At 61.8% G+C, this 17,346-nt stretch carries 20 protein-coding genes; 8 read left to right on the top strand and 12 right to left on the bottom strand.

Annotated elements, in window-relative coordinates; all coding sequences use genetic code 11:
* Positions 1–167 precede the first annotated feature (167 nt).
* Entirely contained in the window at positions 168–3,662 is a 3,495-nt protein-coding gene (gene carB / locus AC0L2U_RS32505) for a carbamoyl-phosphate synthase large subunit (protein ID WP_473603395.1), read from the top strand.
* 264 nt (positions 3,663–3,926) lie between these two features.
* A complete protein-coding gene (locus tag AC0L2U_RS32500; RefSeq protein WP_473603393.1) occupies positions 3,927–5,204 on the top strand; it encodes an HAD family hydrolase in 1,278 nt (425 codons plus the stop codon).
* Positions 5,205–5,321: 117 nt separating this feature from the next.
* On the opposite strand, the gene AC0L2U_RS32495 is transcribed toward AC0L2U_RS32500, so the two are convergent.
* The 3 genes from AC0L2U_RS32495 to AC0L2U_RS32485 form a co-directional block, all read right to left on the bottom strand.
* Positions 5,322–5,714: a RidA family protein gene (locus AC0L2U_RS32495; RefSeq protein WP_473603391.1), complete on the bottom strand. Its 393-nt coding sequence runs from the start codon at positions 5,712–5,714 to the stop codon at positions 5,322–5,324.
* A gap of 225 nt (positions 5,715–5,939) precedes the next feature.
* Positions 5,940–6,395 carry a DUF6644 family protein gene (locus AC0L2U_RS32490; RefSeq protein WP_473603390.1) on the bottom strand — a complete coding sequence of 152 codons (456 nt, stop codon included), beginning with the start codon at positions 6,393–6,395 and terminating at the stop codon, positions 5,940–5,942.
* Complete coding sequence (locus tag AC0L2U_RS32485; RefSeq protein WP_127809590.1) at positions 6,396–6,785, bottom strand: DUF6152 family protein; 390 nt, start codon at positions 6,783–6,785, stop codon at positions 6,396–6,398.
* Between the two features lie 218 nt (positions 6,786–7,003).
* On the opposite strand from AC0L2U_RS32485, the gene AC0L2U_RS32480 reads away from it, so the two are divergent.
* A complete protein-coding gene (locus tag AC0L2U_RS32480; protein ID WP_127809589.1) occupies positions 7,004–7,324 on the top strand; it encodes a DUF1476 domain-containing protein in 321 nt (106 codons plus the stop codon).
* A gap of 93 nt (positions 7,325–7,417) precedes the next feature.
* On the opposite strand, the gene AC0L2U_RS32475 is transcribed toward AC0L2U_RS32480, so the two are convergent.
* Entirely contained in the window at positions 7,418–7,972 is a 555-nt protein-coding gene (locus AC0L2U_RS32475) for a DUF4142 domain-containing protein (protein ID WP_127809588.1), read from the bottom strand.
* A 211-nt stretch (positions 7,973–8,183) separates the two neighbouring features.
* A complete protein-coding gene (locus tag AC0L2U_RS32470; protein ID WP_473603388.1) occupies positions 8,184–8,927 on the bottom strand; it encodes a DUF899 family protein in 744 nt (247 codons plus the stop codon).
* Between the two features lie 147 nt (positions 8,928–9,074).
* Between AC0L2U_RS32470 and AC0L2U_RS32465 the strand changes: the two genes are divergently transcribed.
* Positions 9,075–9,410, top strand: coding sequence for a hypothetical protein (locus AC0L2U_RS32465; RefSeq protein ID WP_127399076.1), 336 nt, complete (start codon positions 9,075–9,077; stop codon positions 9,408–9,410).
* Between the two features lie 12 nt (positions 9,411–9,422).
* On the opposite strand, the gene AC0L2U_RS32460 is transcribed toward AC0L2U_RS32465, so the two are convergent.
* The 5 genes from AC0L2U_RS32460 to AC0L2U_RS32440 form a co-directional block, all read right to left on the bottom strand.
* Entirely contained in the window at positions 9,423–10,247 is an 825-nt protein-coding gene (locus AC0L2U_RS32460; RefSeq protein ID WP_128303824.1) for a carbohydrate ABC transporter permease, read from the bottom strand.
* A 1-nt stretch (position 10,248) separates the two neighbouring features.
* The gene (locus tag AC0L2U_RS32455; RefSeq protein ID WP_128288199.1) at positions 10,249–11,211 is read right to left on the bottom strand and encodes a carbohydrate ABC transporter permease; all 963 of its coding nucleotides are present in this window, start codon (positions 11,209–11,211) and stop codon (positions 10,249–10,251) included.
* A gap of 52 nt (positions 11,212–11,263) precedes the next feature.
* Positions 11,264–12,532 carry an ABC transporter substrate-binding protein gene (locus AC0L2U_RS32450; protein WP_128288198.1) on the bottom strand — a complete coding sequence of 423 codons (1,269 nt, stop codon included), beginning with the start codon at positions 12,530–12,532 and terminating at the stop codon, positions 11,264–11,266.
* A gap of 285 nt (positions 12,533–12,817) precedes the next feature.
* Positions 12,818–13,306, bottom strand: a complete 489-nt coding sequence (locus tag AC0L2U_RS32445) for a GNAT family N-acetyltransferase (RefSeq protein ID WP_127326851.1) — start codon at positions 13,304–13,306, stop codon at positions 12,818–12,820.
* Between the two features lie 5 nt (positions 13,307–13,311).
* Positions 13,312–14,217: a lytic transglycosylase domain-containing protein gene (locus tag AC0L2U_RS32440; RefSeq protein WP_127809583.1), complete on the bottom strand. Its 906-nt coding sequence runs from the start codon at positions 14,215–14,217 to the stop codon at positions 13,312–13,314.
* Between the two features lie 181 nt (positions 14,218–14,398).
* On the opposite strand from AC0L2U_RS32440, the gene AC0L2U_RS32435 reads away from it, so the two are divergent.
* A complete protein-coding gene (locus AC0L2U_RS32435) occupies positions 14,399–14,968 on the top strand; it encodes a methylated-DNA--[protein]-cysteine S-methyltransferase (RefSeq protein WP_128288197.1) in 570 nt (189 codons plus the stop codon).
* Positions 14,969–15,002: 34 nt separating this feature from the next.
* On the opposite strand, the gene AC0L2U_RS32430 is transcribed toward AC0L2U_RS32435, so the two are convergent.
* Positions 15,003–15,332, bottom strand: coding sequence for a hypothetical protein (locus AC0L2U_RS32430; RefSeq protein ID WP_023809723.1), 330 nt, complete (start codon positions 15,330–15,332; stop codon positions 15,003–15,005).
* Positions 15,333–15,628: 296 nt separating this feature from the next.
* On the opposite strand from AC0L2U_RS32430, the gene AC0L2U_RS32425 reads away from it, so the two are divergent.
* From AC0L2U_RS32425 to AC0L2U_RS32415, 3 genes are all read left to right on the top strand, one after another.
* Positions 15,629–15,841: a cold-shock protein gene (locus AC0L2U_RS32425; protein ID WP_010910991.1), complete on the top strand. Its 213-nt coding sequence runs from the start codon at positions 15,629–15,631 to the stop codon at positions 15,839–15,841.
* 269 nt (positions 15,842–16,110) lie between these two features.
* Positions 16,111–16,311, top strand: a complete 201-nt coding sequence (locus tag AC0L2U_RS32420; protein WP_027039317.1) for a hypothetical protein — start codon at positions 16,111–16,113, stop codon at positions 16,309–16,311.
* Entirely contained in the window at positions 16,308–16,562 is a 255-nt protein-coding gene (locus tag AC0L2U_RS32415) for a ParE family toxin-like protein (RefSeq protein ID WP_127270430.1), read from the top strand. The genes AC0L2U_RS32420 and AC0L2U_RS32415 overlap by 4 nt, the downstream gene beginning before the upstream one ends.
* 31 nt (positions 16,563–16,593) lie before the next feature.
* On the opposite strand, the gene AC0L2U_RS32410 is transcribed toward AC0L2U_RS32415, so the two are convergent.
* A complete protein-coding gene (locus tag AC0L2U_RS32410; RefSeq protein ID WP_127322770.1) occupies positions 16,594–17,202 on the bottom strand; it encodes a glutathione S-transferase family protein in 609 nt (202 codons plus the stop codon).
* Between the last annotated feature and the right edge of the window lie 144 nt (positions 17,203–17,346).

Here is a 17,346-nt window from a genome sequence, read left to right as displayed (position 1 = left end):
CTACTCCCCTACTCCCCTACTCCCCTACCTCGCATTTTCGGGGTTACATCAGTCAAAACTCTTCCCTATAAGGCCCTCCTAGCCTGATACCAGAATCGCGAGCACAACCGGCCGGGTCTTCCCGTCCCGGTTTTTTGTGCAAGCCGCCCGCCGAACGGACCTTTGACATGCCAAGACGCACTGACATCAAGTCGATCCTGATCATCGGGGCCGGCCCCATCGTCATCGGCCAGGCCTGCGAGTTCGACTATTCCGGCACGCAGGCCTGCAAGGCGCTGAAGGAGGAAGGCTTCCGGGTCATCCTGGTCAATTCCAACCCGGCCACCATCATGACCGACCCGGAACTGGCCGACGCCACCTATATCGAGCCGATCACGCCTGAGGTGGTCGCCAAGATCATCGCCAAGGAGCGGCCCGACGCGCTGCTGCCGACCATGGGCGGCCAGACCGCACTCAACACCGCTTTGTCGCTGCGCCGCATGGGTGTGCTCGAGCGCTACAATGTCGAGATGATCGGCGCCGACGCCACGGCCATCGACAAGGCCGAGGACCGCGCGCTGTTTCGCGAGGCGATGAAGAAGATCGGGCTGGAAACGCCGAAGTCGATGCTGGCCAACGCCACCGACGTCAAGAACACCGACCGCAAGACCCATGAGGCCGAGCGCGCCGCCGTCAAGGCCGAGGCGCCTGCCGATCTCGACGCCGCGCTTGACGCGCTGGAAACCCGCTGGAACCTCGGCGAAGGCGACCGCAAGCAGCGCTACATCAGCCATGGCATGGCGATCGCCGCCCAGGCTCTCGACCATGTCGGCCTGCCCGCCATCATCCGCCCGTCCTTCACCATGGGCGGCACCGGCGGCGGCATCGCCTACAACCGCGCCGAATTCTACGAGATCGTCCAGTCCGGCCTCGACGCCTCGCCGACCACCGAAGTGCTGATCGAGGAGAGCGTGCTCGGCTGGAAGGAGTACGAGATGGAGGTCGTCCGCGACAGAGCGGACAATTGCATCATCGTCTGCTCGATCGAGAACATCGACCCGATGGGCGTGCACACGGGCGACTCGATCACCGTCGCCCCGGCGCTGACGCTGACCGACAAAGAATACCAGATGATGCGCAACGCCTCTATCGCGGTGCTGCGCGAGATCGGCGTCGAGACCGGCGGCTCCAACGTGCAGTTCGCCGTCAACCCGGCCGATGGCCGCCTGGTGGTCATCGAGATGAACCCGCGCGTCTCGCGCTCGTCCGCTCTGGCCTCCAAGGCGACCGGTTTCCCGATCGCCAAGATCGCGGCAAAGCTCGCCGTCGGCTACACGCTGGACGAGCTGGAGAACGACATCACCGGCGGCGCCACGCCAGCCTCCTTCGAGCCGTCGATCGATTACGTGGTGACAAAAATCCCGCGCTTTGCCTTCGAAAAATTCCCCGGCGCCGAGCCGGTGCTGACCACCGCCATGAAGTCGGTCGGCGAAGTCATGGCCATCGGCCGCACCTTCCAGGAATCGCTGCAGAAGGCGCTGCGTGGACTTGAAACCGGCCTCACTGGTTTGGACGAGATCGAAATCCCCGGTCTTGGTTCCGCCAACCATGCCGACGACCGCAACGCCATTCGCGCAGCCCTGGGCACGCCGACGCCCGACCGGCTGCGCATGGTGGCGCAGGCGATCCGCATGGGCACCTCGCTGGAAGACGTGCACGCCATGTGCAAGATCGACCCGTGGTTCCTCGAACAGATCGCCGGCATCGTCGCCATGGAAGCCCGCATCCGCGAGCACGGCATTCCCGAGGATGCCGTCAACCTGCGCATGCTGAAAGCCATGGGCTTCTCCGATGCCCGCCTCGCGTCGCTGACGAAGACCGATGCCGAAGTGATTCAGAAAGCTCGCGAAAAGCTCGACGTTCATCCAGTTTATAAACGCATCGACACCTGCGCGGCCGAGTTCGCCTCGCCGACCGCCTACATGTACTCGACCTATGAAGTGCCGTTCGCCGGCGCGCTGGCCAACGAGGCGCAGGTCTCGTCGCGCAAGAAGGTCGTCATCCTCGGCGGCGGGCCGAACCGCATCGGCCAGGGCATCGAGTTCGATTATTGCTGCTGCCACGCCGCCTTCGCGCTGCGCGACGCCGGCTACGAAGCGATCATGATCAACTGCAACCCGGAGACGGTCTCGACCGACTACGACACCTCAGACCGGCTCTATTTCGAGCCGCTGACGGCGGAAGACGTGCTGGAGATCCTGCGCGCCGAGCAGGCCTCAGGCGAACTGGTCGGCGTCATCGTGCAGTTCGGCGGCCAGACGCCGCTGAAGCTCGCCGATGCGCTGGAGAAAGCCGGCATTCCGATCCTCGGCACCTCGCCCGATATGATCGATCTGGCCGAAGACCGCGACCGCTTCCAGAAGCTACTGCACAAGCTCGGCCTCAGCCAACCGAAGAACGGCATCGCCTATTCGGTCGAGCAGGCCCGCCTCGTCGCCGGCGAACTCGGCTTTCCGCTGGTGGTGCGCCCGTCCTATGTGCTGGGCGGCCGCGCCATGCAGATCATCCATGACGAGGGCATGCTGCAGACCTATCTGCTCGACACCGTGCCCGGCCTGGTGCCGGAGGACATCAAGCAGAAATACCCCAACGACAAGACCGGCCAGATCAACACGCTGCTGGGCAAGAACCCGCTGCTGTTCGACACCTATCTCTCCGGCGCCATCGAGGTCGATGTCGACTGCCTCTGCGACGGCAAGTCGACCTTCGTCTCCGGCATATTGGAGCACATCGAGGAAGCCGGTATCCATTCGGGCGACAGTGCCTGCTCGCTGCCGGTGCACTCGCTGCCTTCCGAACTGGTAGACGAGCTGGAGCGCCAGACATCGGCGCTTGCGCGCGCGCTCAATGTCGGCGGCCTGATGAACGTGCAATATGCGATCAAGGACGGCACGGTCTATGTGCTGGAGGTCAACCCGCGCGCATCGCGCACCGTGCCCTTCGTCGCCAAGACCATCGGAAGACCCATCGCGAAAATCGCCGCCCGGATCATGGCCGGCGAAAAGCTGGAAGACGCCTTCGCCCATTACGGCGCCATGCCCGACCCCAGAAACCCCGGCCACATCGCGGTCAAGGAAGCCGTCTTCCCCTTCGCCCGTTTCCCCGGCGTCGACATATTGCTCGGACCGGAAATGCGCTCGACCGGCGAGGTCATGGGCCTCGACCGTGATTTCGCCCTGGCCTTCGCCAAGAGCCAGCTCGGCGCCGGCGTCGACCTGCCCCGCTCCGGCACGCTGTTCGTCTCGGTGCGCGACGAGGACAAGAAGGGCATCTTGCCGGCGGTCAAGCGCCTCGCCGGCCTCGGTTTCAAGGTGCTGGCCACATCAGGCACCGCCCGCTTCCTCGCCGAAAACGGCGTCGACGCGCAAAAGATCAACAAGGTGCTGGAAGGCCGCCCGCACATCGAAGACGCCATCCGCAACCGCCAGGTGCAGATCGTCTTCAACACCACGGACGGCCAGAAGGCGGTGTCGGACTCGAAGTCGCTCCGCCGAGCGACGCTGATGCAGAAGGTGCCGTATTATACGACGCTGTCGGGTGCGGCTGCGGTGGCGGAGGCGATTGCGGCACTGAAGGCGGGAAGTCTGGAAGTTCGGCCGCTGCAGGAGTATTTTGTCAGCTAGTTGAATTTAACGAAAGTCTGGCCTTACACTTAAGAGACGCGAGAAAAATTAGATACCGTGGGAGGCTTGCTTGAAAAAATTACAAATCGATACCCTTATTATCGACTTAGACAACACGATCTATGACTGGTTTGCAATATGGTACGCCTCCTTTAATCCCGTCTATGAAAACATCATCAGAACAAGCGAGAGAAGCATCGATGATGTCCAAAAATCCATTGAGACATTCATCAAAAACGGAGGACATCCGAATATACTTTTTTATTGGAAGAGATAGAAATACTCAGTGATTTGAGAAAAACCACTGACATTAGAGAGAAATTTCATGAATCTCTGGCGACAGCTCACGCAAATCGGGAAAGGAACCTGAAACTCTACTCTGGCGTATTTCGAAGCCTTTGGTCTATCAAGAGTTCTGGCACAAAGATAATCGCCTACACAGAGTCCATGGCCTTTTACTCCGCTTATCGCCTTAAGCGAGTGGGACTGGACGGGGTCATCGATGTCCTCTTTAGCCCTCAAGATCACGATATGCCGGCAGGCGTATCGATTGATAAACTTCGGAGTCTACCCCACGATTTTTACGAACTTCAGGTAACCGAGGGAAGGCATACGCCGATTGGCGAGTTAAAGCCAAACCCGCGCGTCTTGTTGGACATCATTCGATCTGTTGGATCACAACCGGAGCGATGCGCTTACGTTGGTGATAGTATATATAAAGACGTCGCAATGGCAAGGGATGCCAGGATTTTCGACATCCATGCAAAATACGGAGAGAGCCAGAGATTACCGCAGTATGACTTGCTAAGAAAAGTCTCCCATTGGACTCAAGAAGACGTGGAGCGAGAACGCTCTATTGTTCAACAAGGTGCCGACTTTAAACCAACTGCGGTGTTAAACGAGAATTTCTCCGAAATTTTTATGTATTGCGATTTCGTGCCGTTCACAAACCTGCAAAATAAGGCAAGATCATCCGATAAGGACACCCTGGGCTTTGCAGTCGACGCTTGGAAAAAGACCGTGGACGTGCAGCAGCATTTCAACGATCTTGAGATGAGAGTTAGAAATTTCGCGATTACAGTTGTCGGAGCGCTTATCGCGTCAATGAGTTTTACTTATCAATTAGGTCTTACGAGCGAGATATTTGGAATAATATTTCCTGCCGGGACGGTTCTCGTGGCTGCAGCAATTTTCGCATGGGCGGGATTCTATTTTATGGACAGGTATTGGTACCATGTCCTTTTAAAAGGCGCGGTAGATCATGCAGCCGAGATCGAAAGGATATATGGCGACGATCTACCTGAGATAAAGCTCGGATCGTCCGTCTCCAAAGTTAGCCAAAACGTGAAATTATTCGGACTTAAAGTTAACTCAACACGAAGGCTTCAGATATTCTACTACGGAGGATTCCTGGTTCTGTTTTGCGTACTCATCGCGCTATTTTTTTCCAAAGCTGAAAAGAAAGATCCGCAGATACAGCAGATCGAATTCAAGCGCCCCATATCAGTTGAGATTTTGAAATCAGAAAAGACGGCCCCCTAAACGCTGGCAGTCTGGCAGACATGGCACGCCCCCGCATTTGCCGGGGACTGTCTCTCTACCGCCATCGTTCCGGCGTGCTTGCACCCTCATCCCACAGCGGAGAAGGGAGCGCCGCCCTCACGCCACCGCCACGCACTCAATCTCAATATCAAACTCCATCGGCCACGACGCCACCGGCACGAAACTCCGCGCCGGCGGGTTCGTCGAAAAGTACTTCGCATAGACCCGGTTAATCGCGTTGTAGAATCCCGAATTGACGGCGTAGATGCGCACCATCACGACGTTTTCCAGCGAGGTGCCGGCCGCTTCCAGGCAGTGTTTCAGCGCCTTCAGCGACGCCTCGGTCTGCACCTCGATGTCGCCGCGCACCATCTCTCCGGTCACCATGTCCACCGGCGGCGTCGCCGAGATGAAGACGAAGCCGTTGGCCCTCACCGCTGTCGAACACGGCAGGCCGAGCGCCCGCACCTTGGCCGACATGACAGGCACTTCGATGATTTCCTTCTTCATGGCAAATCTCCCTCTCCTGCATTTGCAGGGAGCTTATCCCTGCACTGGCGGAACGCCAGCGCCGTTCTTCCCTTCTCCCCCTGTGGGAGAAGGTGGATCGGCGCGATAGCGCCGAGACGGATGAGGGGTGGTCCAGCGGAGTGAGACGTCGGCGTTCCCTGGAACACCCCTCATCCGTCGCCTTCGGCGACACCTTCTCCCACAGGGGGAGAGGAAGATGCGGCGCTAAAGAAAACCGATGAACCGTCCGGCGAACAGCACTGATGTCCACAGCAGTATCGAAAGCACAGCCAGGGTGGCGCTGCCGGCCGGCTCGTCACCGCCTCTGGCGAAGCGCAGGAAGGTGAAAAAATTGACGCCGGCGAGAAGGATGAGCGCCATCTTGGCTAGGAAAACCGGCATAGCCGCATAGGTGCTCGCCTTGACCGAAAACAGCAGCGAGCCAGTGACGAGCGCACCCACGAATGCCGCCAAAGCGGTGCGGCGCAGCAGCGCGACGAACGCGGCGTATGGCAGCGAACGGAGGGCGCCGCATATCCTGAGGTCCATGAGAACGACGCTGGTCAGCAGCGCGCCGATCGACATGATGTGGAGCGCATTGACCACGGGGTAGGCGATGAAGGAAGCCTTCAGCCACCGCGCCAGGGCAAGTTGCTCGATGCCGGCGAAAAACTCCGTCATCTAGGCCGGCGGCACGCGGTCGGGATAGACATCATAGGTCTTGCCGTTGACGATGAGGCGCACCGCTTTCATGCGCTTTTCGCTCGCCTCGAGCGAGCGGTTGCCGATCGCGGTCACCTCGTCGCCGATTTTGGCCACCTCCTCGGTGAAGCCGGCGGCGATGGTGCGGGACGGCGGCGCCATCTCCACCCGCCAGGCCTCGCCCTCGGCGTCGACATCCAGCGTGGCATGCGGATTGCCGATATAGATGGCCGTGATCTTGCCCCTGAGTTCGAAAAACCCGTCCTGCGTCCACGACCAGCCATGATGGGCATAGGCCGCGGTGCCGGCGGCAAGGATCACGGCCGCCGTCAGCGCGACGCTGCGAATTCCATTGAAAGGCGACTGCATCGCTCGTCTCCTCGGTTCGTCCACCATGCATTCGAGAGTAGGACACAGCGCGGCAACGTCAAATCACATCGGCCAATGACCGGAACCGCCAGGCGCCCCGCTCATCACCGGCGTGAACGATCCGGCCTTGCTAATGACATCCATGCACGCCACTCTCGCCTTCCCTGCCCGCTCTTCCCTCGGGCTGAAGATCGGACTCACATCGAACGAGGCAAACCATGAGCAGCATGAGAGACCGTCAGGAAGGCTTCGAAAAGAAGTTCGCGATGGACGAGGAAACGAAGTTCAGGGCCATGGCGCGCCGCAACAAGCTGCTCGGCCTGTGGGCCGCCGAACAGCTCGGCAAATCCGGCGCGGACGCTGACGCCTATGCGAAGGAAGTGGTGCATTCGGACTTCGAAGAGGCAGGCGACAACGACGTGTTCCGCAAGGTCCGCGCCGATTTCGACGCGGCGGGCATCGCCCAGTCGGATGCCCAGATACGCACCGCCATGGAAGAGCTGCTGGTGACCGCGGTGGAGCAGATCAGGTCGACCTGAGCGCCGCTCATTATTGTGCTTGGTTTGCCACCGTAACGCTCTATGGCCCCCAGACAGAGGGGGGCGCCATAGAGCGTCGGCCTTGAACCGCCCTCACCCCTGATGCGCGGCCGCCAGTTCCTTCACATGTTTTTCGTGCATCTGCAGCGTCGGCAGGGTTTTCTTGGCGAATTCCTTGATCGCCGGGTCGTCGCCGGATTGCGCATAGCCGCTGAACAGCGCGACGGCTTCCTTGTGGGCGTTGGTCTGCATCTCGATGTATTTGGCCTGGAACTGATCGCCGCTGGCGCCCTTCAGCTCATCGAGCATCTTCTGCTCCTTGGGCTGTAGGGCTGGACCGGACGGTGCGGTGGCCGAGGTTGTCTGGCCCTGGGCAAGCGCCGCCTTGAATTCCTCGCCGGCCTTGGTGTGGTCGGCGATCATCTGTTTGGCGAACGCCTTGACGTCGGCATCGGTCGCCTTCTGCTCGGCGAGCTTGCTGGACTCGATCTCGAACTCATTGGCGCTCGGCACCGTCTTGATGAAGGTCGAAGTGTCGACCTTCGTCGTCGTAGCGAGCGGCGTGGTCGTGGCGGTCGTGTTCGACTGGGCAAAGGCCGGCGCGCCGGCAAGCAATGCTGCTGCGGTCAGAATGGTAAGCGTCTTCATGGCATGTCTCCGGTTGGAATTGTCCCTCGGACAATCCAACGTCGCTTGGGCACTCCGGTTGCAGCTCTTGAGGAAGAAGCCTGCGCATGTCGCCTCAATTGCCCCACCGTATCCGTGCCTGACTCGAACGCTCGCCGATGCCCTCGTTCGAGCCAGCCCATGGGACTCATGTTCCGAAAACTGAAACGCGGCGGCTGGCCAGAGCTGCCTTTCAGTGGCAACACGCCTCGCCATATTGCAGCTGCTCGTTCCAGTTCGGGCGGCCTTCCGGCGTGAAATCCATCAGGTTCCACAGCGTTTCGCAGGTGCCGAGGCTGCGCGGATCCTGGCCCGGCTCCGTCGGCGCGAAATCCAGTTCCGAACTCCAGAAATGGCGTATGCCGTCGGGGTCGCGGTGAAACACCGACAGCAGCGGGATCTGTGAGCCGTCGGCCGCCTCCGCATTGTAGTCGCGCTTGAAGCTGTTGGAAGCCGAAGACACCAGCCGCATGTTGCGCCAGCCCCTGTCGCGGCCGAGCGTGACCAGGTTTTCGAGCGCGGTCTTGCCCACCACCGCGAAATTGAAGCCGGCGGCCTGGAGATGCCCGACCGCGCCGTCGAACTGGTCGAGCAGCGCCGTGCAGTAGGGGCATGGCTGGTCCTGCCGGGCGAGCTTCGCCGTGCCGCCGCTGGTCGCCACATCGCGCTTCTCCTGCGGGTGGCGCGGGAACATCATGTTGTAAAGGATGAGCGAGTCCTTGCCGGGCGCGAACAGCTCCGACAGCTTTATCTTTGCAGGCCTCCCATCGCCGTCCAGCCCGTCGAACTCATAATCCTGGCGGATCAGCCCGCCCGGCGGCAGCGCGCGCCGGGCCTCGGCGACCTCTTCCATGACCCGGCGCAGCTCGATTTCCTTCTTCAGCAATTTTTCGCGCGCGGTGCGGTATTTGGCGGATTCATTGGGAAAGGTGATCATGATCGGCTCCTTCAAGTCGCGGCGCCGGCGTCCCCGGCGCGGTTGCTCTGCGACCCAAGGACGTTTGGCGGCGATCGGTCCCGACATTTATTGCGCATGGTGGAGATGTCGTAATACCTGTTCGGGCAGCGTGATCCGGGGAACAACATGCACGACGACGAGATCGACCTGCGCTGCCCGCAAGTGGTGGCCGACAATGCCGCCAAGGGCCTCAGGCTGCGCGGCGAGTTCGGCCGTGGCGGCACCGAGATCGGCGTCGCCCGCGCCACCGAGCTGAAGAACCGGGAAAAGCTCGCGCCCTCCACCATCCGCCGCATGGTCAGCTATTTCGCCCGCCACGAGATCGACAAGCGCGGCAGGAACTACGGCAATGAGCAAAACCCTTCGGCCGGCTACATCGCCTGGCTGCTGTGGGGCGGCGACGAAGGCCGCGCCTGGGCGCTGGAGCTCAAGCAGAAGATCGGCAACGCGCCGGACATCTGAGGACTTCGTCCCTCACCCCTTCACACCGCCGGCGGTCAAGCCGGAGACGATCTTGCGCTGGAAGATCAGCACCAGCACCACCAGCGGCACCGTGACGATCACCGAGGCGGCCATGATGTTGCCCCAGGGGATCTCGAACTGCGAGTTGCCGGAGAGCAGCGCGATCGCCACCGGCACGGTCCGCTGTGCGTTGTTGGAGGTGAAGGTCAGCGCGAACAGGAACTCGTTCCACGCGCCGATGAAGGCCAGCAGGCCGGTGGTTGCCAGCGCCGGCCACATCAATGGCAGGAAGACCCGCGTGATGATGATCCACGGCGTCGCGCCGTCTAGGATCGCCGCCTCCTCGACCTCGACCGGCAGGTCCCGGACGAAGGTGGTGAGCACCCAGACGGTGAACGGCAAGGTGAAGATCATGTAGGAGAAGATCAGCGCGAATAGCGAATTGTAGAGGCCGAACAGGCGGACCAGTTCGAACAGCCCGGCCAGCAGCGCCACCTGCGGGAACATCGACACCGACAGGATGATGAACAGCAGGGCCGAGCGGCCGCGGAATCGAATGCGCGCCAGCGCATAGGCCGATGTGACGCCGAGCAACAGAGAAAGCGCAACCACCGCGCCGGAGACGAACAGCGAGTTCAGCAAGTTTCGCACGAAGCTGCCTTCGGTCAGCACATTCCGGTAGTTGGCGAGGCTGATCGTCGTCGGCCACAGATCGGCCCGGAACAGGTCGGTCCCCGATTTCAGGCTGGTGACGATGGCGTAATAGAACGGAAACACCGCGACGAAGACGATGACCGCGACCAGCAGGTAAAAGGCCGTGCGCTTCACGATCCACATCTCAGCGGCCTCCGTCCAGCCTGATCCGGCCGATGCGGATGGTGACGATGGTGAGCAGAGCGAGGATCAGGAAAAGCAAGGTCGAGGCGGCGGAGCCATAGGCGAACTTGTCGAACTCGAACAGGTTCTCGCGGGCGAACACCGACATCGACTTGGTGTGCACATTGTTGGGCGTCAGCACATAGATCAGGTCGAAGATGCGCAGCGCATCGAGCGCGCGGAAGATCACGGCCACCATCAGCGCCGGGCGGATGAGCGGCAAGGTCACCCGCCAGAAGATCTGCCAGGGGTTGGCGCCGTCGAGCCTGGCGACCTCGATGATCTCCCTCGGCAGCATCTGCAGCGCGGCCAGGATGAGCAGCGTCATGAACGGTGTCGCCTTCCAGATATCGACGATGAGGACGGCCGCCATCGCCGTGTCGGCGTCGGCCGTCCAGGCTATCTTGGTGCTGATCAGGCCGAGGTTGAGCAGCACGACATTGATGATGCCGAACTGGTCGTTGAGCATCCATTGCCACATCTTCGCCGAGACGATCGTCGGGATCGCCCAGGGGATCAGGATCGCTGCCCTGACGACGCCGCGGCCTCTGAATTCGGCATTGAGAACCAGAGCAACGATCGTGCCGAGGATGGTTTCGCAGGTCACCGAAATCACCGTGAAACGAACCGTGTTCCAGACGGCACGCCACCAGACCGGATCGACGAGCAGCCCGTCATAGAGGGTCCGGCCGCTCGGCATGTGCAGCACCGAGAAATAATTGCCGAAGCCGACCCATTGGCGCGCGTCGAGGTCGGCCAGCGAGGCGTCGGTCAAGCTGAAATAAACCGTGCGGGCAAGCGGCCAGCCGGCCGCCCCGGCGAGCACCAGCAGCATCGGCGCCAGGAATAGCCACGCCGAGCGAACGCGCTGTGCCGTCAACGGCGAGTGCGCGGCCCTGGCTGTTTCCGGTTCCATTCCTGTCATTTCGCTCCCGCTCGTTGCGGTCCCGCCGGGCGGGTGCCCCGGCATCGTCGCGTCACCAGCCTCGGCCCTTCAGCTTGGTCAGCATCGCTTCGAGGTCGGCCAGATTGTCGGCGGCGGTGCCGTCGCCCGAGAGCGTGTTGTGAACGGCGTTCCAGAACTGGCTCGAAGCCTCGTTGTATTTGATCCTGGCCGCGGCCGACGGGCGCGGCACCGCATTGAGAAATATCTGCTTCCAGCGCGGAATAATCGGGTGCTCCCTGGCAATGTCGGCATCGTCATATAGCGCCTGGATGGTCGGCAGGTTGGACGTCTTCAGCGCGCGGTATTTCTGCATCGCGGGCGAGGCGATGAACTTGACCAGCTCGATCGCGGCATCCGGATGCTTCGAATATTTGGAGACGGCGAGGTTCCAGCCGCCCAGGGTCGCGACCGGGCGCGCGCCCTCGCCCGTGCCGGCCGGCAGCGGTGCCACGTCGAACTTGCCCTTGATCGGCGAGCCCTCGCCGTTGCCGAGCGCATAGGCATAGGGCCAGTTGCGCATGAACACCGCATTGCCTGTCTGCCAGACGCCGCGCGATTCCTCTTCCTGGTAGGCAAGCACGCCGGGTGGCGCGATGGTCCCGACCCAGCCCTTGGCCATGTCGAGCGCCGCCGCCGCTTGGCTGTTGTTGATGGAGATGGAGCCGTCCGGCTCGATGATCTGGCCGCCGCCATTCGACATCACCCATTCGAGCGCGTTGCAGGTCAGCCCTTCATAGGCGTTGCCCTGGAAGACGAAGCCCCAGATATCCCGATTGCCGGCCGCACGCTCCTTGTCCATGACCAGCCTGGCGGTGTCCGCCAGTTCCTTCCAGGTGGCCGGCACCTTGGCGCCATATTTGTCGAGGAGATCCTTGCGGTAGTAGAGCGCTGGCGCATCGGTGAAGATCGGCAAGGCGACGAGCTTGCCGTTGACGGTCTGTGACTGGATGATCGATGGGAAATGCTCGGCCACGACGTCCTTGGTCGCTGCCGTCAGATCCACCAGCTGGCTGGCGAGCTGCGGTGCCCAGATCACGTCCGTCTGGTAGACGTCGATGTCACTGTTTCCGGCGGCGAGCCAAAGCCGGTACTGACCGAACTGGTCGGTTCCGGACGTCGGCATGACGACGATGCTGACCTTGTTGCCGCTGTCTTTCTCGTAACGGTCGAGGATCTCGCGCAGCACCTTGATGCCGTCGCCGGTATCGCCCGACACCATCGACAGCTCGACGGCCCGCGCCGGCGTGCCAACCAGCATGGCGGCGACGCCAAGCGCCAGGAATGCGTGAGAAAACTTCATGGTGGTGGATGTCCCTCCGCGGCCGGCCGCGGAAAATTCCTCCCACCCGCCGGCAGCTTGTCAGGCCCTCACCTCCCATTGAATGCGAAGCGGCGCTTTGGGTTCCCAAATCGCGCCGTTCCTGCGTGAGGCGACACCCATCAGGGTGTGTTGAGATTCAGGTCAGGCCGAGTCGAAAATGGTGGTTTCCGAGAACCGGAGCGGAGCGTATTTTTGGGTACGTGAGCACCGGAAGCGCAGGAAGCCATCATTTGCAGGCCGGCATCACCTGAATATCAGCACACCCTAGCCTTCCCAGGCGACAGGCATCATGCCCAGCCGCTCATAGAGCCGGACGGCGGCGGGATTCTCGACCGTGTTGGTCTTGAGGTCGACATGATCGGCGCCGCGTTCGCGAAAAACGGCGAAGGCGTGCCACATCAGCGCTTCGGCAACGCCCTTGCCGCGAGCCTCCGGATGAACGGCTAGATCCTTGACGAAGGCGCGGGTCCAGCACAGTGCCGCTGCCGCCAGCCGGCCCTTGGCGTCGATGACGAGAAAGCACAGTGCCGGGTCGAATTCGGGATCGTCGGCGATGCGCGGCCACCACTCGTCGAACGGACCGTCGGCGCCGTCGTCGAACACTTCGGTCAACAGCGCATGCAGGGGCAGCGCATCACCGGGCTCGAAGCTGCGCATGACAAAGCCGTCGGGCCAGTGCGGCGGAACCAGCGTCTCGTCGAGGATTTTGCGCAGCCGGATGTCGTTGAGAGCCGGCGGGCGCGGTTCAGGCATCGCGCTCAGGCGTCGGGCTGCAGGCGACGGCGCTGGCGGTCGCGGCCAAGGCCGGTCGCCTCGAGCAGGCCCTTGCGCTTGGCGTCGTAATAATAGCCGGTCTGGTAGAGCCAGTCGGCCTTCTTGGCGTTGCCGCCGGCCACCAGCCAGGCGCCGCGCAGATATTTCACCGCGTATTTCAGATTGGTTTCGGCATCGAACAGGCCCTTGGCCGGCCCGTCATAGCCCATGCCGCGCGCCGTCGCGTGTTTGATCTGCATCAGCCCCCAATGGCCGTTGTTGTAGGCTTTCGGATTGAAGGTGCTCTCGCGGTTGACGACATGGCGCACCAGATCCACCGGCACCTGATAGATCGCCGCATATTTCTCGATCAGCCGCTCGACATCGCCACGCACGCCCGTCGCGTGTTCTTCTTGCACGGGCCCTGCCGGGAACTGGACCAGGGCCGCCGGGTTCTGCGGCACGACATAGGCGACTTGCTGGACGCCGGGCATGCGATCGCCCTTGGCGGTTGCCGGCACGACCAGCCCCGCGGTCGTATAGGTCTCGGCCGCCTTGACCGGCTCGTTCGCATTTGCTGGCGGCGGCGCCTGCCAGGCATTGGCGGCCATCACCGCGGGCAAGGCTGGTGCCGCCGGTATCGATCCGGCAAAAGCGGCGGTCGCGGCAGCCGGCTGTGCGGCGGGATCGAGCGGCAGCTCGGCCGTCTGAACGGGGGCGATCCCTGATGATTCCGGCAGCACCGAAACTGTCTCCGGCAGCGGCACGGTGAAACCGGCGTCAGTGCCGGCGGCGGTCGCTGTTTCGGTGAGAGCAGGCGCGGGCTTCATCTGCGAGGTCGACGTGCAGCCGCTGATGCCGACGGCGGCCAGGATCACGCCGATCGCGATAAGGTTGAGTTTTGCTGGCAAGCCGCGCTCGGGTCCGGTTTGTCGGGTTGTTAAGAAATTCCTTACACCAGCGATTCAGGCCGGGCAATCGGGGCGATCAGGTGGTTTTCGGGTGGCGAGACGCAGGCGGTGATGCCATATTGTTCCGGATATGTACCGGAACGAATCCCGGATTTCGCCACTTTGCGGGAAGGAACGCATCATGGTCACGACAGTTTCGATCACGGCCGGCCACGCAGTGTTAGAAACAGTGATCGGTTTCATGGGCATTGCCTGGAGCGAAAAGGGCCTGATCCGGCTCTGCCTGCCCGAACGCAGCCGCGAAACGGTGGAGCGGCGCCTGCTGCGCCATGGCGGCGTTTCCAGTGCCACGGCGCAGCCGCCATGGGTGGTCGAGCTGATCGCGGCGATCAAGGCCTATGCGGCGGGCGAGGACATCGATTTCTCCGCCGTGCCGGTCGATCTCGACGGCGTCGACGATTTCCGCCTCGCCATTTACGACGCCGCGCGAAAACTCTCCTTCGGCGAAACCACCACCTATGGCGAGCTGGCCAAAACCGCCGGCCATGCCAGGCTCGCCCGCGAAACCGGGGCCGCTCTTGGCTCAAATCCGGTGCCGCTGGTCATCCCTTGCCATCGCATCCTTGCCGCCGGCGGTAAGATCGGCGGCTTCTCGGCGCCCGGCGGATCGATCACCAAGGAGAAGATGCTGGCCATGGAAGGCGTGCGCGTCGGCCCCCCGCCACCAGCGCAGGTGTCGTTCGGGTTCTGATGTAGGCAGTTGCATAATCGTTGTAGGCAGGTGCCTAGTTGTTGTGGAAGAACCGCCGGCGGAAATGCCGGTCATTGTCCGGCCGCTTGCAGTTGTAGACCGGGCAGGACTTTGTGTCGGCGCTCGGCACGTAGGCCCGTGTCCTCACCTCGCCCATGCTGCAGAATCGCTGGCTCTGCACATAGCGGTCGTAGAGCGGCAGTCCCGGCACCCGCTTCGACTGGTAGCGCAGGATGACCGCCCCTTGCCGGGCGATCGTCCCCTGAACCTTGCCGCAGCTCATACGCGTCGGGTCGTAGCGCGAGATCGCCTGCGCCTGAGCGGCGACAAGCGTCAGGCAGGCGGCAAGCAGAATGATTTTCATGGTCCTCTCCCCCAAAATCCCCTCCCAAGCGGGTGTGGATCGAGCGCCCACAGGCTCCGATCATCGCGACGCTCTCACGCGATTGGGGCGGCCATTGGGCGGCGCCCTCATCACGGCTTTCTCACGCAGTCTTGTTTTTCGTGCGAAAGCAGCCTATATGCCTTCCATTGATATTTCGGCCGATCGATCCGGGCCTCGCGATAATCGCGTTTGCTGACGTCTATCTCCAAAATCTCGATGCACACCGGCTGGACCTCGGTCCGGTCAATCTAAAGCAAATGTGAAGGACTATCTAAATGGCAACTGGAACGGTCAAGTGGTTCAACGCCACCAAGGGCTTCGGCTTCATTCAGCCTGACGCGGGCGGCGCGGACGTTTTCGTCCACATCTCCGCTGTCGAGCGTGCTGGACTGTCGACCCTGGTCGAAGGCCAGAAGATCAACTTCGAGATCGAGCAGGACCGCCGCACTGGCAAGTCGTCCGCTGGATCTCTGAGCAAGGCAGCCTGATTTTGCGATAGCGCGCGCCGGGCGAGAGCTCGGGGCGCGCGGCAAGTCACGGATGTACTGACAGTCGCGCGAGAAGCGCGCTGGAGCGGAAAGACCCGACAAGCTGGATCAGCAGATAGCTGCCAGCCCGGACCGGACCCTCCCGATCAGGCTACCAAGCATGGAAGGCGGGATTTATCCCGCCTTTTTGCTGTCTGGGGTTAGGTGCTGCAACGGGCGCTACAGTCCCACCGGTGGTACTTTTAGCCTAGTAGTGGTATCATTCGGCCATGACCAAGCTTGAGCAAATTGAAAAATCCGTTGCGGAACTGAGCCCTGAAGAACTGAAGGCGTTTGCTGCCTGGTTCGAAGCGCTTCGGGAGGATATGTGGGATCGGCAGATCGAGGCCGATGCGAAGGCCGGCCGATTGGATAAGCTTGCCGAACAGGCACTGACGGACCATCGCGCTGGTCGGACGCGGCCTCTGTGAATCACGTCGCCTCCCCATCGTTCTGGGAGGCTTACGAAAAACTGCCATCGGCGATCAGAGCAAAAGCGGACAGGCGTTTTGAAAGACTCCGCTCCCACCCTTTTGATCCCTCGCTGCATTTCAAACAGGTCGGACGCTACTGGTCTGCGCGAGTTGACGACAATTACCGGGCTGTTGCCACCCGCACCAACGATGATGTGATCTGGTTCTGGATCGGCACCCATGCGGACTATGATCATCTCTTGAAGTAGCTACCCATCCGCCCACCTGGCGCGGGACAAACTACCCCATCCACCCGATCAGCACATGCCCCGGATCCGCTTCCACTCGGCCAAGCCAGGCCGCCACCGCCGGATAGGCGTCGAGCTGGAAGCCGCCCTGCTCCGCCGTATGCGTATAGGCATAGAGCGCGATGTCGGCGACGCTGAGCGCGCTGCCGGCGAAGAAGGCATTGTTTTCCAGATGCCTGTTCATCACGCCGAGCGCCTTGTTGCCGCGCTCCAGCGTCACCGCCAGCCGCTCCGGGGTCGCATCCCCAGCACGTTCGGGGAAGGTCAGCAGCGCCTTGCGCACGGCGATGTAAGGCTCGTGGCTGTATTGCTCGAAGAACAGCCATTGATAGGCAAGCCCACGCTCATACCTGTCCGCCGGCAGGAAGCGTGTGCCTTCGGCGAGATAGAGCAGGATGGCGTTGGATTCGGCCAGCCGCCGGCCATCGTCGAACTCGAGCAGCGGCACCATGGCGTTCGGATTCTTGGCGACAAAGTCGGCTTTGCGCGTATCGCCGGTGTGCGAACTCACTTCGACATTGGTAAAGCCAAGACCAAGCTTGGCCATCAGCAGGCGCGGCTTGTAACAATTGCCGCTGTCGATCATGCCGTAAAGTATCATGGCTGTTCCCCGGAGCACTGTCTCCGCGCGATTATCGCAGCGGCGGCGGTCTCAACCAATGATTTGTTTTGGTACGACGATCAGCGCCGCTGATGTGTGAATCGCCGAAAATCTGAGGCCGTTGAAGGGCATGTCGAGATTCAG

Source organism: Mesorhizobium sp. WSM4808, assembly GCF_055811675.1.
The sequence above is the reverse complement of the archived record's forward strand: the minus strand, read 5'-3'. Positions and strand labels throughout refer to the sequence as shown.

What these genes read in the sequence shown, in the direction of transcription:
- carB (WP_473603395.1), top strand. Translation starts at nt 168, where the DNA reads ATGCCAAGACGCACTGACATCAAGTCGATCCTGATCATCGGGGCCGGC.
- AC0L2U_RS32495 (WP_473603391.1), bottom strand. Translation starts at nt 5,714, where the DNA reads ATGAAGAAGGAAATCATCGAAGTGCCTGTCATGTCGGCCAAGGTGCGG.
- AC0L2U_RS32490 (WP_473603390.1), bottom strand. Translation starts at nt 6,395, where the DNA reads ATGACGGAGTTTTTCGCCGGCATCGAGCAACTTGCCCTGGCGCGGTGG.
- AC0L2U_RS32485 (WP_127809590.1), bottom strand. Translation starts at nt 6,785, where the DNA reads ATGCAGTCGCCTTTCAATGGAATTCGCAGCGTCGCGCTGACGGCGGCC.
- AC0L2U_RS32480 (WP_127809589.1), top strand. Translation starts at nt 7,004, where the DNA reads ATGAGCAGCATGAGAGACCGTCAGGAAGGCTTCGAAAAGAAGTTCGCG.
- AC0L2U_RS32475 (WP_127809588.1), bottom strand. Translation starts at nt 7,972, where the DNA reads ATGAAGACGCTTACCATTCTGACCGCAGCAGCATTGCTTGCCGGCGCG.
- AC0L2U_RS32470 (WP_473603388.1), bottom strand. Translation starts at nt 8,927, where the DNA reads ATGATCACCTTTCCCAATGAATCCGCCAAATACCGCACCGCGCGCGAA.
- AC0L2U_RS32465 (WP_127399076.1), top strand. Translation starts at nt 9,075, where the DNA reads ATGCACGACGACGAGATCGACCTGCGCTGCCCGCAAGTGGTGGCCGAC.
- AC0L2U_RS32460 (WP_128303824.1), bottom strand. Translation starts at nt 10,247, where the DNA reads ATGTGGATCGTGAAGCGCACGGCCTTTTACCTGCTGGTCGCGGTCATC.
- AC0L2U_RS32455 (WP_128288199.1), bottom strand. Translation starts at nt 11,211, where the DNA reads ATGACAGGAATGGAACCGGAAACAGCCAGGGCCGCGCACTCGCCGTTG.
- AC0L2U_RS32450 (WP_128288198.1), bottom strand. Translation starts at nt 12,532, where the DNA reads ATGAAGTTTTCTCACGCATTCCTGGCGCTTGGCGTCGCCGCCATGCTG.
- AC0L2U_RS32445 (WP_127326851.1), bottom strand. Translation starts at nt 13,306, where the DNA reads ATGCCTGAACCGCGCCCGCCGGCTCTCAACGACATCCGGCTGCGCAAA.
- AC0L2U_RS32435 (WP_128288197.1), top strand. Translation starts at nt 14,399, where the DNA reads ATGGTCACGACAGTTTCGATCACGGCCGGCCACGCAGTGTTAGAAACA.
- AC0L2U_RS32430 (WP_023809723.1), bottom strand. Translation starts at nt 15,332, where the DNA reads ATGAAAATCATTCTGCTTGCCGCCTGCCTGACGCTTGTCGCCGCTCAG.
- AC0L2U_RS32425 (WP_010910991.1), top strand. Translation starts at nt 15,629, where the DNA reads ATGGCAACTGGAACGGTCAAGTGGTTCAACGCCACCAAGGGCTTCGGC.
- AC0L2U_RS32420 (WP_027039317.1), top strand. Translation starts at nt 16,111, where the DNA reads ATGACCAAGCTTGAGCAAATTGAAAAATCCGTTGCGGAACTGAGCCCT.
- AC0L2U_RS32410 (WP_127322770.1), bottom strand. Translation starts at nt 17,202, where the DNA reads ATGATACTTTACGGCATGATCGACAGCGGCAATTGTTACAAGCCGCGC.